Raw genomic sequence first — 15,430 nt, forward strand, 5'->3', positions numbered from 1 at the left:
TGCGGGCTTTTTTATGAAAGTCTTTTTTCTGTTAAGCTAAAATGGCAATCAACTCAATCTGAAATATCAACGTACATTCCCCTCCTTTTCGAGGTAACAATTCTTCCTTTCCATAAGCCAGCTTTGGTGGAAGACACACTTCCCAGATTGACCCAACAGGCATCATTGAAATCGCTTCTTGCCAACCGACTATGAGTTCATTGATATAGAACGTTTCGGGGCGCTTCCGCTTATACGAACTGTCGAATACGGTTCCGTCTAAAAGCTCGCCTTTATAATGACAGATAACTTTCGCGGACTTTTTGGGAATCTGCCCCGCCCCCTTTGTTAATACCTTATAGTGCAAACCCGATGCACATACAACAGCACCTTCCTGTTGTGCATACTTTTCCAAAAAGACCTTTCCAGCCTCCAGATTCTTTTCCGCAAACGCTGCTGAACTTAACTTATTTTTCTTTCTCTGAACCAAAACTCAATTGATTAAAATTCAATATTGCTAATTATTTATGATATCCTCAAAATAACAGCTTTTTCTCCTTTTTACGAAAAAAGGCCGGGTTTTTGTTCAATACTGTACCTTTATCATAGTAGCTTTGCATCTAAGGTTTTCTCGAAACTAAAAGCCTTACTCACAGGACAGTTTTCCTTCGCTTTATGCGCTATTGTTTGAAACTCAGCTTCTGTAATCGCTGGGACCTTTCCTTTCAGCTCCAGTTCAGATCGCACAATTGAACCATTTTCGAAAACAATTGTCGACACTGTCGTTAATTCCTCGGGAACAAAACCAGACTCAGAAAGATAAGCGCTCAATTGCATGGTGAAACATCCAGCATGCGCTGCTGCCAATAATTCTTCGGGATTTGTCCCAATACCATTTTCAAAACGTGTCGAAAATGAATATTGCGTATGATCCAACGCTGTACTGTCTGTAGTCAGACTACCTTTTCCTTCTTTCAAATTGCCATTCCATTGGGCTGTTGCTTTTCTTCTCATGTTTTCTACGATCAATTATTCAATTTAATTTTTCCTATGTCAATTTCTCCTGTCGCGTTTCTAATTTTTCAGGTATCTTTTATAGAACAAATAGTCGATCAAAAAGTTGTACACTATTGAATAAATTGATGTCGCATTTTAGATAGTGCTTACGTTAACAGTTGTATTAAAACTAAACTCATGAATAAACTACTGTACCTTTTTATCTTTGTAATTGCGTTCACTTCATGTAAAACTCGTCAAGTCAAAGAACAGGCTTTAATACAAGACTGTCCTGAAGAGAAGATTGTCAATAAAATCCCCGGCCCTCCAGTAAAGGGTGAATCTGAAAAAGTTTACTATATCTATCAAGGCAAAAGAATTTCACCAAAACAATTTGATCAAGAATGGCTCGAGAAAAATTGTGATATTAAAGAGACAGTTGTTTATTGATTTTATTTCTAAAAACAAGCATAAAGACGTAATTTCGCCTAAAATTTTTTATAATGACAATTTCTCTTCGGGAGGTCAATCAAAAGATTTTAGGCTATGTCTCTTTAACTTTCCTTGGTTATTTCACAATCGGCCTATCGCTTGCAACCCTTCCCATCTTTATTCACCAGACTTTAGGATTTAATACAATTATTGCGGGATTGGTCATTAGTGTTCAGTATGTTGCTACATTCTTACTCCGCGGTTATGCAGGAAAAATTGTGGACACCAAGGGCCCCAAGATTTCAGTTTTGCGTAGCATGTTATTTTTTGCATTATCTGGACTTCTTCTGCTCCTTGTTTTCTTATTTAAATCACAGCCTTTTATCAGTTTAGGGCTTCTGCTCATTACCCGTTTGTTTACTGGAATTGGAGAGGGTCTGGTGGGTGCGAGCCCTATAAATTGGGCATTAATGGAACTCGGCGATGAACATGCTGCAAAAGCAATTTCTTTCAACGGAATAGCCAGCTATGGTGCATTGGCTATTGGCGCACCCCTAGGTGTTTTGATGGTGGATCATATCAATTACGAAGCTTTGGCTCTACTTACCAGTGCGGTTGGCCTCCTTGGTTATTTTTATTGTCGCGCTAAAACACCCTACCAAGTGGCACGAAAAAAGGCTGAAAAAGTGAGTTTTAAGCGCGTATTGCTTTTAGTAGCACCCTTTGGAATCTGTCTTGCTTTAGGAGGTCTAGGCTTTGGCAGTATCTCCACTTTTATGACGCTTTACTATGAACATTTCAATTGGCAAAATGGCGCAGCTTGCTTAACTATATTTGGCGTATTCTTCATTTTAACACGGCTTATTTTCAATAAGGTTATTGACCAATATGGCGGGCTTAAAGTTGCTTTAGTGAGTCTTTTCGTTGAAACATTAGGTCTCATGGTTATCGCAGTGGCTATTGATCCATTATGGACCCTATTGGGCGCAGCATTAACGGGTTTTGGCTTCTCACTGGTATTTCCAGCGCTTGGTGTCGAAGCCATTAAGCGGGTAGATCAAAGTCAACAAGGCTCTGCTCTGGCTGCTTACGGACTATTTATAGACATTTCACTAGGTATCACAGGCCCTTTAATTGGCTTTGTGGCCAATAATATGGGTATGACAGCGATATACCCATTTAGTACCATTATGGTCTCTATTGGTTTTGCCGTTGTTGGAAACCTACTCTATCAAAAGCGGCGGGAGCTGACACCATAGTCTCCCAAACATATAAACATAGCATCAAAGATATACCTACAAAAAGAGCGGATAATGTTTAAACATTATCCGCTCTTTTTGTAGGTATATCCGTTAAAATTAACCTTCAATACTAGGTACACCAACAACTTCATTGGTATCAGCGTTGTAATCGATACCGTCGAAATTGAAACCGAACAAATTGAAAAACTCGTTACGGTAACCTTCAATGTCTGAAATTTCGGCTAAATTTTCGGTTGTTGCTTTCTCCCATAATGCTGCAACTTCAGCCTGAACATCTTCACGCATTTCTAAGTCATCAACACGGATACGACCTTTGTCATCAAGCAATACCTTTCCGTCAGCGGTATAAAGTCGCTCAGCAAACAAACGTTGCATTTGTTCAATTGTACCTTCGTGAACACCTTTTTCCTTCATGACTTTATACAATAAAGAAATGTATAAAGGAACAACTGGAATAGCTGAACTTGATTGCGTAACCAAGGCTTTATTCACCGATACATAGGATACACCATTAATATCGCTCAAAATCGCGTTTATTGCAGGCACTGTTCCTTCTAAATCATCCTTTGCACGACCAATCGTACCATTACGGTAAATTGGATAAGTAAGTTCAGGACCTATGTAAGAATAGGCAACTGTTTTTGCTCCTTCAGCTAACACACCAGCAGCTTTAAGATCTTCGATCCAAAACTTCCAGTCTTCTCCACCCATAACAGCTACAGTATTCGCAATATCTTCTTCATTTTCAACTGGCTGAATGGTAATGTCTGAAATTACACCCGTATGAAAATCTACCGTTTTGTTGGTAAAAGGCTCTTGTATCGGTTTCAAAACAGAAGCGTGTGCTACGCCAGTTTTTGGATGCGTACGACGTGGTGATGCCAAACTATAAACCACTAAATCAACCTGTCCTAGATCCTTTTTAATAAGTTCAATAGTCTGTTTTTTCACTTCGTCCGAAAACGCATCGCCATTGATACTTTTGGCATATAATCCCGCCTCATGGGCTTCTTTCTCAAAAGCTGCCGAATTGTACCATCCAGCAGTTCCTGGCTTGCCTTCTGCCGCAGGTTTTTCAAAAAATACACCGATTGTAGCAGCTCCAGAACCAAATGCTGCAGAAATCCGAGATGCAATACCAAATCCAGTAGAAGCACCGATTACCAATACTTTCTTTGGACCATTCGCGATCTCACCTTTGGATTTCACGTATTCAATTTGATTTTTAATGTTTTGCGCAGCCCCTTGTGGATGCGAGGTTAAACAAATAAAACCTCTAGTTCTTGGTTGTATAATCATCTTGATTAATTTTCTTACTACTTGTTTTATTGATTAGGCAAAATAAGGAATTTTAAATGAGAAAATCGCGATAAAAATCAATTAGTTTTTGTTTCATTTCCATTTGAACGGACATTTGCTTACTTTCACAAAGTTAAGTATACATCGCACTCCTTTTATTTATGCCAATCCAATTTACAATAAAAAAGAATAAAAAAAATGCACTTTTTTTAGGAACGCTAGCTGCATTATTTTTTGCCAGCACCTTCGTTCTAAACCGAATTATGGCAGTCTCCGGTGGAAGTTGGCAATGGACAGCCTCTTTACGTTTTATTTGGATGCTTCCAATCTTACTTATCATTGTTGCCATAAGAGGAAACCTCATCGATTTACTCAAAGAAATCAGATCCAACCTTTGGCAATGGCTTCTTTGGAGTACGATCGGATTCGGGCTATTCTATGCAACACTTACCTATGGCGCAAATTATGGCCCATCTTGGCTCGTAGCTAGCACCTTCGAATTCACCATTATAGCCGGCATGTTTATTGGTCCGCTACTTGATAAAAAAGGGCAACGAAAAAGCATTTCAAAAGCTTCACTCCTCTTCTCCATCCTTATTTTTTTAGGTATTCTTTTGATGCAAATTTCAGAAGCTCAATCAACCTCCTTAAACACAATGCTATTGGGAACCATCCCGGTGTTGATCGGCGCTATTGCCTACCCCTTAGGTAACCGTAAAATGATGAAAATATCGAACAATAGATTGGATGCTTTTCAACGTACACTCGGCATGACACTCTGTAGTATGCCATTTTGGATTATCCTGAGCCTATTTGGCTATTTAGATAATGGCCTGCCCACTGATAGTCAACTTTTCCAAACCTTTTTAGTAGCCATCTGTTCGGGAGTAATTGCCACACTTTTATTTTTCTCAGCTACCGATTTCGTTCATCAGGACCATAAAGCATTGGCAGCTGTAGAGGCAACACAGGCCATGGAAGTCATTTTTACGTTGGTTGGCGAAATTCTTATCCTGCAGGCGGCGCTTCCGAATGTATATTCCTGTATTGGTATTGTCATGGTGGTCATTGGCATGATTCTACATAGTCGCACAAGTTAATAATACCCTCACCTTTCATCTGCATGTAATGTTCGGCTTATTTTACTCAGGTTTAAACTATTGGCCATTGCTGAGAAAATATCATAATAAGTTCCTTTATGTGCGTATAGATCTTCATGTTGCCCTTTCTCCACCACCATTCCCTTTTCCATAACCACAATGGCATTGGAATCGATGATCTGAGAGATACTATGCGAAACGATAATTACTGTACGGTCTTTCTTTATGGCATCCAAACTATTTTTAATCTGTTCGGTCGCGATGGCGTCCAAATTAGCCGTAGGCTCGTCGAGAAAAATAATCGGTGGATTTTTTAAAAATAAACGGGCTATGGCGATCCGCTGCTGTTGGCCCCCTGATAGTGACTGCGCATCTGAATCATAACCTTTGGGCAGATCCATAATCTGCTCATGAATATAGGCTTTCTTGGCTGCTTCAATAATTTCTTCCCTAGAACTTCCCATCTTACCATACTCGATATTTTCAAAGATAGTCCCTTTAAAAATATGATTACGCTGCAATACCATACCGATATGTCGACGGAGAAACGCTGTATCATACTTTGCCAGATCTACCCCATCCAAAAAAATTTGGCCACTGCTAGGTTCATAAAATTTATCCAATAAGTTGATAATCGTGCTTTTCCCGGCCCCACTCAGCCCCACTAAAGCTGTGATTTCATTCGGCTTGATCTCAAAATTCACGTCCTTTAAAGCAACGGTTCCATTTGGATATTCAAAAAATACATTCCGTAAGGCCAAATGTCCTTGAATATGTGCTGGCTTATAATCACCCTTTGATTCAATATGCTCGTCAGATTCCAAAATTTCGAAGAAAGATTCTGAATAGATCAGGGCATCGTTTACCTCATCATAAATACGGTGCAACTGACGTATCGGCGCCGAAACGTTATTAAATAACATGATATGAAACATAATCGCACCAATAGTAATTTGGCCAGAGAGAACAAGATAAGCTGTTAAAACGATGATAATGACGACAGCAATCTGTTCGACAAAATTTTTAATGCTATCATAAAGAAAACTCGTTTTTCGAGTTTCCATTTGATTCTCCGTCATTTCAAATTGGATCTTTTCATGACGTTTAGCTTCTTCTGGCTCCCGAACGAATGATTTAATTACTAAAATTGAATCGATCAAACTAATGATCCGGTTATTTTTCGACTCCCTGTAATTGCGCATCTGCCTCCTAAAGCCTGTCAACTTGGAGGCTTGAGTCTGACTAATATAAAGGTACAAAGGAATAATAGCCACTCCCACCAGCCCTACATATACATTAGCATAGAACATACAGATTAATGCTATGATTGCATTTGCAAACAAAGGCAGAATATCAATAAAGAAATTTTGGACTAAACGTGTCAACGAGCTAATACCGGCGTCTATTCGGGTAGCCAATTTTCCACTTTCATTATCACTTGAGGTATAAAAGGCTAACTTATAGGTTAAAATGCGGTTTACTATTGATTGAGAGAAGTCCCGTGCGATATAAATTCGAAGTTTCTCTCCGTAAAATTTCTGACCAAACTGAACAAAAGCGTACACAATTTCTTTAATTAACAAAATAATACTGATCATGCCTACTAGATACATGCCTTTTGATAAGGGTTCTTTGGCGACCATCAGGTCATTAATTTGATCGACGGTATAACGCAAAATAAAAGCGTTTATTTGCGCAGCAAAAGACCCCACTACCGTTAATAGCAAGGTATAAATAATCAACTGACGATAAGGTTTTGCAAAGGGAACAATTTTTTTAAATAATTGCGGGATAGTCATTGAAATTGATTTTAATATAGAGGAAACAACTAATCTAGGGACATTGTTTAAATGAAAGCATAAAATCAATGTGATCGCAATGACGTACTACGACAAAAAAGGCGTATCGTTTCAGGATACGCCTTTTTAATAATTTATGGTAACGGTAATATTAACCAAAAATTCGGTTTAATACTTTAGCTAGCCTTAAGCCACCTTTTAGCATACATTGCTCCATAATATCTTTGTTTTGATAAACATAGGAGTACGATAAATTGGCATTATTAGCTACGTCAGCGTAAATCTTTTCAGCCAATTGATTTGATTCATACAACCAGTTAGCGAGCTCTCCAGCCGCCAGCTGTTCATTCTCTTTTTTGTTATTCACATCTAAAACAGTTGCAAACTCGGTATAACTATACTTCTCATTGTCGACCAAATCACTATCCCAAACACGGTGAATATTTGATTTTTTTCCAAACCAGCTTACTTCAATCTTATTACCTCCTTGATCCTCGGCACGGCTAACATGCATGGGTTGATGCGCATCGCCCAGAATATGGATCAAGAAATACAGGTTTTGCTTTTGTTGATCCATTGGAATAGTCTTATCTGCAAAGGATTTCTCAATACGGAGCGCTGTCTTATACAGATTCTCATCAGCTGAATTTTCTAAACCCAATTGAAAATCGGCCCAGGGTAAATTTGAGTTTAAATTTATAAAATGAGAATTTCCCAGTTTTTTAAATTCAGGATTGGGATCTGATTTGATAAAATCCCCCCAGTTGGCCCAATAGGCCAGCTTTTGCTGTCCAATAATTTTTCCAATATTCTTTTTGGCTTTTTTAGTCAAATGGCGTTCCGCAATTTCAGCCACGACACGATGCCCTGTTGTCCCCCACGCAAATACCGAAGAAAGCTGAAAACACAATGCCATTGCCAGCAAACCCTTGATCATTTTTTTCATTAGATTGTTGTTTTAAATGATGACGAAGCTCCTACCTGTTAGAAAAACGCCGTTCGCTCCCACAAACTGGAGTTGAAAAGCGGAATCAGACCTGTAATAACCCATCTTACTATATTGAATGTTAATTATTTGAAAATATCGAACGTATACTTAGCCGATGACCAAAACTCATCCAAAGCAATTATTCGAGGTTTAAAAAAAGAAATGAGCTCGGCCCAGTCATCCTCTTTAAAAACACTGTAACCGGTTAAGCTTGTATAGATGCGACAAATCGGCTTTCCATATTCGTCCATTCCGTCCATATCCCAAATCCACTCTTCTTCAAGAAGATCCTGCAACAATACTTTAAACTGAAGAAATTGTTCTGCCATTAATGCCCTGAGCCCAGCATCAGGTTGGGACCACTGTATCGCAATAGTTGCCAGCTTCTTATCCGCATCCATTTTGAAGTATAAATGCTTAATACCTGTCTTGTAGTTAATCCAATTTGCCTTCTCCCCATCTGCCGACGCATGTAATGCCATAAATTGGCCAAACTTCGTCCAGAATAACTGTTTTAGTTGTTTTATCTCTTCCCTTGAATACACCGATACAATTTTTTAGTCAACAAAATTAGTAAAATAGCTCGGTATGTCTAAACCTTATTGGTATCAAAATTGTTGTTTTAACAATAAACATATTCGAAGATGAACATGGATAAGAAAAAATCACTGTTACTATTAACTGGCATAGCACTTGTGGCTGTGGCTTATAACGCTTTTAAACCTGTCGTCTCGCGACCTGATGTCGTAGATCCTTTTGACTTGGATAAATATCTTGGAAAATGGTTTGAAATAGCCAGACTCGATTTCTATTGGGAAAAAGGCTTAAGTCAAGTTTCCGCGGAATATAGTAAAAATAAAAATGGCACAATACGTGTCAATAACCAAGGGTACTCCGAAGACAAAGAACGCTGGAAACAGTCTATCGGAAAAGCCAAATTTGTCAACAGCCCCAATGAAGGTGCACTTAAAGTATCGTTCTTTGGCCCTTTCTACAGTGGGTATAATATTGTAAAAATAACGCCGGATTATAAATATGCACTCGTTTTTGGTGACAATCTAGACTATATGTGGATTTTGGGCCGTGAGAAGGAGATTCCAGATAAAATCAGAAATGAATTTTTAACCTATGCCCTGCAATGTGGCTATGAAACCGGCGATCTTGTATGGACCAAACATTAGTCGAAGATCGGAGCTAATAGTGGGTAGTTTAACGTCTTATCCTGTGTGAGTACATCAGCTATTTCCTCAACATCTTCCGGCGTGATTGCATTTCTGATACCTGCATTGTAGAGATTTACAAGGAACAGGGCACCCGCACGTTTTTCGTTGAGTGGCAAAATTGAACTCCCGACATAAAAATTTAATACAGATACTGCATAATCACCAAACACGTTAAAACCGAAATCACCATTTTTCTGTAGGCAATAACGCATCATTTTTTCAAAATCAGAACGCAAAGTATCTTTAATCTCAGTAGTCATGAAAATCTTTTTAGAGGCACAGGTACTCGAAATAGCGCATAGCATCATACACTTCTCTCCTGGCAGGACAAAAATGCAAAAAATATCCCAAACAATGTACCGCTAAGCAGTAGATTGTTTGGGATAAACTATGCGTTATGCTGCGACTAGGTTACAATGCTTCTGCATGTTGAGAAACATCCAAACCAAGCTCTTCATCTGTCTCTTCGACGCGTAATGGAGCAATAAGATCGGTGATCTTCAATAGCACAAGTGAACCAACGAAGGCAAAAAATGACACCGCAAATAGTGCGACCATATGGACAAAAAACAACTTCGTTTCGCCAAAAAATAAACCATTGTCCACAACAACAGGATTAATGTTATGATGGGCAAACACACCAGTAAGTACCATACCAACCATGCCACCTACCCCATGACAAGGGAATACATCCAACGTATCGTCGATACTTGTTTTACTTCTCAGATATACAACCAGATTACTAACCAACGCGCCAACCAAGCCGATGATCATCGCATGTGGAATACTGACAAAACCAGCTGCTGGTGTAATCGCAACCAATCCAACAACGGCACCGATACATGCCCCCATTGCTGAAGGTTTCTTTCCACGTATGATATCAACAAATATCCATGCCATAGCGGCCATGGCTGATGCTGTAGTCGTTGTCGCAAAAGCGTAAGCTGCCAAAGAATTTGCTCCACCAGCTGAACCTGCATTAAATCCAAACCAGCCAAACCACAAGAGTGCTGTACCTAATATCACGTAGCTTATGCGCGCCGGATTATGAATTTGCGTTTTACGTCCTTTTAAATAAATCGCTGCCGCCAATGCTGCCCAACCGGCCGACATGTGCACAACTGTACCACCGGCAAAATCAAGAACACCAAATTTTGCTAATATACCTTCAGGGTGCCAAGTAGCATGTGCCAATGGCATATAAATAAAAATACTGAACAGAATAATGAATAGCATAAATGAATTAAAACGAATACGTTCCGCAAAAGCCCCCGTAATCAATGCTGGTGTGATAATCGCAAACTTCAATTGAAACATCGCAAACAAAACCAAAGGTATAGTGGGAAGCGCTCCCCAAGCAACATTCCCTAATGTACCTTTCATCATAAAAAATGTACGCGGATCACCGACAATACCACCGATATCATCGCCGAAAGCCAAACTGAAGCCAACAATGACCCAGAGGATTGTCATTAAACACATACATATAAAGCTTTGCATCATCGTTGAAATTACATTCTTCTTGCTAACCATACCGCCATAAAAAAAGGCAAGTCCAGGTGTCATAATCAACACCAATGCAGAAGAAGTTAACAACCAGGCCGTATCTCCCGTATCAAATTCTGCCTTGTTTAAATCAGACAAGTCAATGGACGGAAATACAAGTCCCAATACTCCCAAAAGAACTAGAACAATGAGTGGAATAATTTTTTTCATTTGTTTAAACTGATTAGTGTTTTCAATATATTAATAAAATTGTTAAAAAAATACAAGAACAAAACAAAAACCTACTTTCCCTTATAATTTTTTCAAATATAAAGTCTTTTTGTTAAAAAAATACTATGTTATTTTATTTTTTATGATTTTTTTTACATAATTTCACAAAAACAAACACAAAAACCATAATTACCAATCAATTTTTAAACGAAAACCAATACAAAACAGACAAAACAAAAGAATTAAGCCTTAAAAAATCAAACAAATCAAACTTAAACCAAAAAAAACATGAAAAAACTTCTAACAACCATCTTTTTATCACTATTTCTAATAAAAACAGCAATATCACAAGAAGAAACCAAAGAAAAAGGGATAGAAATATCCGGATCAGTGGATACCTATTGGAAATATGATTTTCAAAACAAACCTAACATCAACACCTATTTTACCGAAGACAACAACTCCGTCTCTATTGGGATGGTGGATTTGGCTGTAAAAAAGAAGTTTAAAAAGGCATCATTTGTCGGAGAATTATCTTTTGGCCCCAGAGGGCAATATCGATCCATTATGAATGGCGATGGCCAGGCTGGCGACGACAAAAACAGTTTTCATATCCAAAATCTATATGTAGGCTATGATCTAACCGAGAAACTCAATCTTACTGCAGGATTCATGGGAACATTTGTGGGTTTTGAAGTAATATCACCAACCTACAACTTCCATTATTCAACTTCTTATTTATTCGGCGCCGGCCCATTTCAAGACGCTGGTTTAAAAGCTACGTATAGTTTCTCAGATAAAGTGGCTTTAATGGTCGGACTATTTAACGACTGGAATGTCTATCAAGATATGAACGGAGTTTCCCATGTCGGCTCCCAACTAGCCTATACCCCCAATGATAAAAGCAGCTTTTATCTCAATTTCCTGACAGGATCCTCTGCTGGCGGTAAAACCAATTACAGCTCTGGAACCTTGATCGATCTCGTTGCTAATTATGACTTCACCTCCAAATTTTTCCTTGGTTTAAATGCTACAAATTATAAAAAGAGAGATGGTGGGGGTTACTCTGGAGTAGCACTTTACCCAAGAATTCATTTTTCAGAACATTTTGGCCTAGGATTACGCGAAGAGTTTTTCCAAACGCATAAAGAGGAAGAAAATGGAATCCCTAGTTCCAATATCCTCGCAACCACCTTGACAGCAGAATATAATTACCATGGATTCAAATTCATTCCCGAAATCAGAATTGACAAAGGAAATACCGAACGATTCATCAAAAACGATCTAAGCCCAACCAAATCTGCAGGACAATTTCTGTTGGCCTGTGTCTACAGTTTCTAAACAACATTGCATTACACATAAAAGAAAAGAGCAGGTTCCAGTGGAATCTGCTCTTTTTTATTTTCACAGCGGTCTAGTTATGCTGCACAAAGCAATTATCGAACACTTACCGAAACATGCCGATCCATAATACGATCAGATTCCGGCGCATCGGCCTTATACTTAGCAAACTGTGAGCCGTACCCCTCTGCACCGATCACTTGTTTGGAAAGCTGCTCTTTACTCAGGTAATCCTTTACAGCCGTTGCCCGCTCAAGCGATAACTTTTTATTAAAATCCTCATTGCCCGTTTTGTCGGTATAGCCACCGATTTTAATATTAGCTGCAGGAAAAGCCTTTAATATCGCTGCAAGATTACTTAGTTGCACCTGACTTTCAGGCAGTACCTCGGCTGTACCTGTTTTGAAATTCAGGTTATCGAAATCAAACCAGGTATTTTTCAGGGAATCTTCACCCATCGATTTATAATCGGATTTTAAAAATTGGACCAAGTGATCCTCTATCCCGCCTTTAAAAGCAGCAAGTTTGACACCGTTTGGTAGGATGACCTCCGTTTGCTCGCGCTCGACCATACCGGAACCCGTTTTCATAGTATCTGACTCTACCGTTGTCTTATTTACACTGGTGTCGGTAGCACCGTCTTGCTTGCTTCCACTACAGCCTTTTCCAAATAAAAACCAAAGTGCAGCCAATACGACCAGGGCGATTAAAATCTTCCACCAACCGCCACCAGAACCGCTTCCAGAACCGGTTCCAGCGATTGCTGCCCTGGACTCTTCCGCTCTTGGCAGTGACAAGGGCTCTTTATGTGCTTCCAGTTCATTTGCCGGATTAATGGGTATTGACTTATGACTATCCACCTCCCTAGCAACATCAGCAGGAATTGCATGTTCAGTCGCGGATTCTTCCGGCGCAGAAAAATGTGCACCATCAAAAAGCTTCCCAAAGGCGCCTAAGCCTAACCCAGCTGGAACAGCAGCAGCAAAAGCGGTTTTATTTTCCTCCAAAACATGACCGATACGATCAAAATCCCAATTTTGACCCTTATTTGTTAGACTGGAGAATATCGCAGGCAAAGAAAAATTCATTAATTTCCCGATGGAGCTGCCATCATACCCCAAATAACCGGCAACAGTACTCAAAACAGTATCCAGGCCGCCACCAAATATTGATCCCAATAAACCCTGAGCATTCTCGCCTTTCACAGCAGGATCCTCTGCGGGCTCATCTGCTTTGGTCACACTACCGAGAAGCTCGCGGAAATCAAAATTCGCAAAGTGCTGCTTAGCCCTTTCAAGTATCTCCGAAATCCCACTACCGGAATCGGAATATTGGCTTAAACCTAAAAACAAGGCGGGAATTGTTACATTCAAACCCTGCTTTACCCCCTCTTTATCCTGATTTAAAATTTGCCCTATCTGAGCGACCGCCCCTTCGTCAAAAAAGTCCTTCGCCCCTTTTAAAAGCTGATTTTCCATAATCTTTGTTTATTTATAGTTTATATAAAACTCTAACAAACAAAGGTTTAATTTGTTTACCCTATACGATTTAACGATCAAAATCACCCGAAAGCCATTTTGGTAGAACAAACTCGGATGCCAGGTGGGCCCATTGGTAACTTTGCCAATCAGCTCTACTGATCCACAGCACTTCTTCCAGTTCTTCGTAAGCCTCAAATGCATGACGCTCTGCCAGTTTAATTAAATAGATATAGCCCACGACCTCCGTATTTAACTCATTTACAGCCTGTGTACTGTGACTACCAATAAAGCTTATTTCCATGCTGCTCACATCATACCGAAGCTCCTCTTTCAGTTCACGAATTAAGGTCTGCTCACGGCTTTCTTCCGGCCCTACCTTCCCCCCAGGTAGCTGAAAATAGCTAGACCCTTTTTTACGAACCATTAGTAAATCTCCTTCCGGAGCAAGCATCACCGCCGAGCAAATAACAATTTTGTCCATATCATTTATTTCATATCACAAAACTAACTTTTTATCCATCATCGAAGAAATATCTCCTCTGCATTCAAGACAGCTCTTTAAAATAAAATTTTACCCCAATAAACACCTCATCATTAAAAATCTGTTACAGTTCACAAAACGAATAGTAAGGTTTAACAGCAATTCTATTTCCTTCAACTGCAATAAAATTGCAAATAATAAACTAATTATCTAAGTTTAAGGAATAAAACGATAATCTATACTTCCATATATGAATCGAAGATTAACCTGTTTAATACTAAGCATATTGTTTCTATTGCCGGGATGCCAGCAGGACAAGAAAAACACAGCAAAAACCAATCAGCAAACTGAGCAGCAAAAACCTACTCCCCCTAAAGAGCAGGTTGAGCAGAAAAAAATACTTACCGCTGAGGATATTATCTTAAAAAAAGAGCTGCTTTACAACAAATACACCCTGGAAGACAGCTATCCTTACAAAGACACCACACGCAGTTTTCAATGGGAAAAGATCAAAGAACGCCTGGCCTTTATCGAAAATTTTCAACAGACGCCATCGCTGTATGGGGTTCTACAGAATTATCAAAATGAAAAAGGCGAAGCCCCAACAATACAGGACTACAAACGGGACTCTTATAAACGCGTATCTGACAGTTTCAATGTCGAACGCTATCAAGCGGCACCACTCTACGATCTTAACAGCGCCAAAGCTGTTCGTTACGGTCGGGACGGCTGGCTCGTCCGCATACAAGGCCCCGACAGCATAGCTCGAATTCCGATTGAAGGTATTTCATTCGAAGGAAAATATACGGTTCCCAAAAGATATCTGCGTATTATTAGCGACACTGTGCAGTTCAAGATCATCAATGTCGTCGATGTAAAGAACCAAAATATCTGCACCTTGGAAAAAGTCGGAAACGAATGGCTTGTCCGAAGCATGAATCCTGTGACGAGTGGCCGGCACAAACCTCCCCATGCCCAGGAAACTCCAACAGGCCTCTTTGTTGTGCAGGAACACAAATCCAAGATGTTTTATTATGAAGACGGCACCAAAACTTACGCCGGATTCGCACCTTATGCCACCCGATTTACCGCCGGGGCCTATATACATGGAGTTCCAGTCAACAATCCCAATGGCAGCATTATCGAATATAGTGAGAGCCTAGGCACAACACCCAAGTCGCATATGTGCGTCAGAAATGCGTCATCTCACGCTCAATTTGTCTATAAACGGTCAAAAGACCTCGCTTCACTGGTCGTTGTTATTGATTAACAATATTTAACATTCTGTAAATCAAATATGTATTAACTTTAATAATTAATTTTGTAAACATCT

General features: G+C 39.5%; 16 protein-coding genes. 6 read left to right on the forward strand and 10 right to left on the reverse strand.

The window, feature by feature from the left end:
* Positions 1 to 31: 31 nt before the first annotated feature.
* On the reverse strand, positions 32 to 469 hold the full coding sequence (locus B4N43_RS20145; RefSeq protein ID WP_286735996.1) for an FKBP-type peptidyl-prolyl cis-trans isomerase: 438 nt from the start codon (positions 467 to 469) through the stop codon (positions 32 to 34).
* A 113-nt stretch (positions 470 to 582) separates the two neighbouring features.
* Positions 583 to 993, reverse strand: coding sequence for an OsmC family protein (locus B4N43_RS20150; protein ID WP_075992768.1), 411 nt, complete (start codon positions 991 to 993; stop codon positions 583 to 585).
* Between the two features lie 180 nt (positions 994 to 1,173).
* On the opposite strand from B4N43_RS20150, the gene B4N43_RS20155 reads away from it, so the two are divergent.
* Together B4N43_RS20155 and B4N43_RS20160 are read left to right on the forward strand one after the other, a co-directional pair.
* Positions 1,174 to 1,425 carry a hypothetical protein gene (locus B4N43_RS20155; RefSeq protein ID WP_088161696.1) on the forward strand — a complete coding sequence of 84 codons (252 nt, stop codon included), beginning with the start codon at positions 1,174 to 1,176 and terminating at the stop codon, positions 1,423 to 1,425.
* Between the two features lie 53 nt (positions 1,426 to 1,478).
* Positions 1,479 to 2,666, forward strand: coding sequence for an MFS transporter (locus B4N43_RS20160; RefSeq protein WP_120334292.1), 1,188 nt, complete (start codon positions 1,479 to 1,481; stop codon positions 2,664 to 2,666).
* A gap of 99 nt (positions 2,667 to 2,765) precedes the next feature.
* On the opposite strand, the gene fabV is transcribed toward B4N43_RS20160, so the two are convergent.
* Entirely contained in the window at positions 2,766 to 3,968 is a 1,203-nt protein-coding gene (gene fabV, locus B4N43_RS20165) for an enoyl-ACP reductase FabV (RefSeq protein WP_286735997.1), read from the reverse strand.
* Positions 3,969 to 4,129: 161 nt separating this feature from the next.
* Here fabV and B4N43_RS20170 point away from each other — a divergent pair, with 161 nt between their 5' ends.
* On the forward strand, positions 4,130 to 5,068 hold the full coding sequence (locus B4N43_RS20170; RefSeq protein ID WP_286735998.1) for a multidrug resistance efflux transporter family protein: 939 nt from the start codon (positions 4,130 to 4,132) through the stop codon (positions 5,066 to 5,068).
* An 8-nt stretch (positions 5,069 to 5,076) separates the two neighbouring features.
* On the opposite strand, the gene B4N43_RS20175 is transcribed toward B4N43_RS20170, so the two are convergent.
* The 3 genes from B4N43_RS20175 to B4N43_RS20185 form a co-directional block, all read right to left on the reverse strand.
* Complete coding sequence (locus B4N43_RS20175; RefSeq protein ID WP_286735999.1) at positions 5,077 to 6,867, reverse strand: ABC transporter ATP-binding protein; 1,791 nt, start codon at positions 6,865 to 6,867, stop codon at positions 5,077 to 5,079.
* A 151-nt stretch (positions 6,868 to 7,018) separates the two neighbouring features.
* Positions 7,019 to 7,813, reverse strand: coding sequence for a S1/P1 nuclease (locus tag B4N43_RS20180; RefSeq protein WP_075992774.1), 795 nt, complete (start codon positions 7,811 to 7,813; stop codon positions 7,019 to 7,021).
* Positions 7,814 to 7,938: 125 nt separating this feature from the next.
* On the reverse strand, positions 7,939 to 8,400 hold the full coding sequence (locus tag B4N43_RS20185) for a DUF4268 domain-containing protein (RefSeq protein WP_286736001.1): 462 nt from the start codon (positions 8,398 to 8,400) through the stop codon (positions 7,939 to 7,941).
* A gap of 99 nt (positions 8,401 to 8,499) precedes the next feature.
* Here B4N43_RS20185 and B4N43_RS20190 point away from each other — a divergent pair, with 99 nt between their 5' ends.
* Positions 8,500 to 9,036 carry a lipocalin family protein gene (locus B4N43_RS20190; RefSeq protein ID WP_286736002.1) on the forward strand — a complete coding sequence of 179 codons (537 nt, stop codon included), beginning with the start codon at positions 8,500 to 8,502 and terminating at the stop codon, positions 9,034 to 9,036.
* Here the strand turns inward: B4N43_RS20190 and B4N43_RS20195 are convergent.
* Together B4N43_RS20195 and B4N43_RS20200 are read right to left on the reverse strand one after the other, a co-directional pair.
* The gene (locus B4N43_RS20195; protein WP_286736003.1) at positions 9,033 to 9,338 is read right to left on the reverse strand and encodes a hypothetical protein; all 306 of its coding nucleotides are present in this window, start codon (positions 9,336 to 9,338) and stop codon (positions 9,033 to 9,035) included. The genes B4N43_RS20190 and B4N43_RS20195 overlap by 4 nt on opposite strands.
* A 151-nt stretch (positions 9,339 to 9,489) precedes the next feature.
* Positions 9,490 to 10,794 carry an ammonium transporter gene (locus tag B4N43_RS20200; protein ID WP_201671499.1) on the reverse strand — a complete coding sequence of 435 codons (1,305 nt, stop codon included), beginning with the start codon at positions 10,792 to 10,794 and terminating at the stop codon, positions 9,490 to 9,492.
* A gap of 288 nt (positions 10,795 to 11,082) precedes the next feature.
* Between B4N43_RS20200 and B4N43_RS20205 the strand changes: the two genes are divergently transcribed.
* On the forward strand, positions 11,083 to 12,135 hold the full coding sequence (locus B4N43_RS20205; RefSeq protein WP_286736004.1) for an outer membrane beta-barrel protein: 1,053 nt from the start codon (positions 11,083 to 11,085) through the stop codon (positions 12,133 to 12,135).
* 95 nt (positions 12,136 to 12,230) lie between these two features.
* Here B4N43_RS20205 and B4N43_RS20210 read toward each other — a convergent pair whose 3' ends face one another.
* A complete protein-coding gene (locus B4N43_RS20210) occupies positions 12,231 to 13,613 on the reverse strand; it encodes an OmpA family protein (RefSeq protein ID WP_286736005.1) in 1,383 nt (460 codons plus the stop codon).
* Between the two features lie 70 nt (positions 13,614 to 13,683).
* Positions 13,684 to 14,097, reverse strand: coding sequence for an NUDIX hydrolase (locus B4N43_RS20215; protein ID WP_201671503.1), 414 nt, complete (start codon positions 14,095 to 14,097; stop codon positions 13,684 to 13,686).
* Between the two features lie 250 nt (positions 14,098 to 14,347).
* Here B4N43_RS20215 and B4N43_RS20220 point away from each other — a divergent pair, with 250 nt between their 5' ends.
* Entirely contained in the window at positions 14,348 to 15,367 is a 1,020-nt protein-coding gene (locus B4N43_RS20220) for a L,D-transpeptidase (RefSeq protein WP_088161704.1), read from the forward strand.
* Positions 15,368 to 15,430 lie beyond the last annotated feature (63 nt).

The organism is Sphingobacterium sp. UBA1897 (assembly GCF_002337775.1).
GTDB classification, from domain to species: Bacteria; Bacteroidota; Bacteroidia; order Sphingobacteriales; family Sphingobacteriaceae; genus Sphingobacterium; species Sphingobacterium siyangense.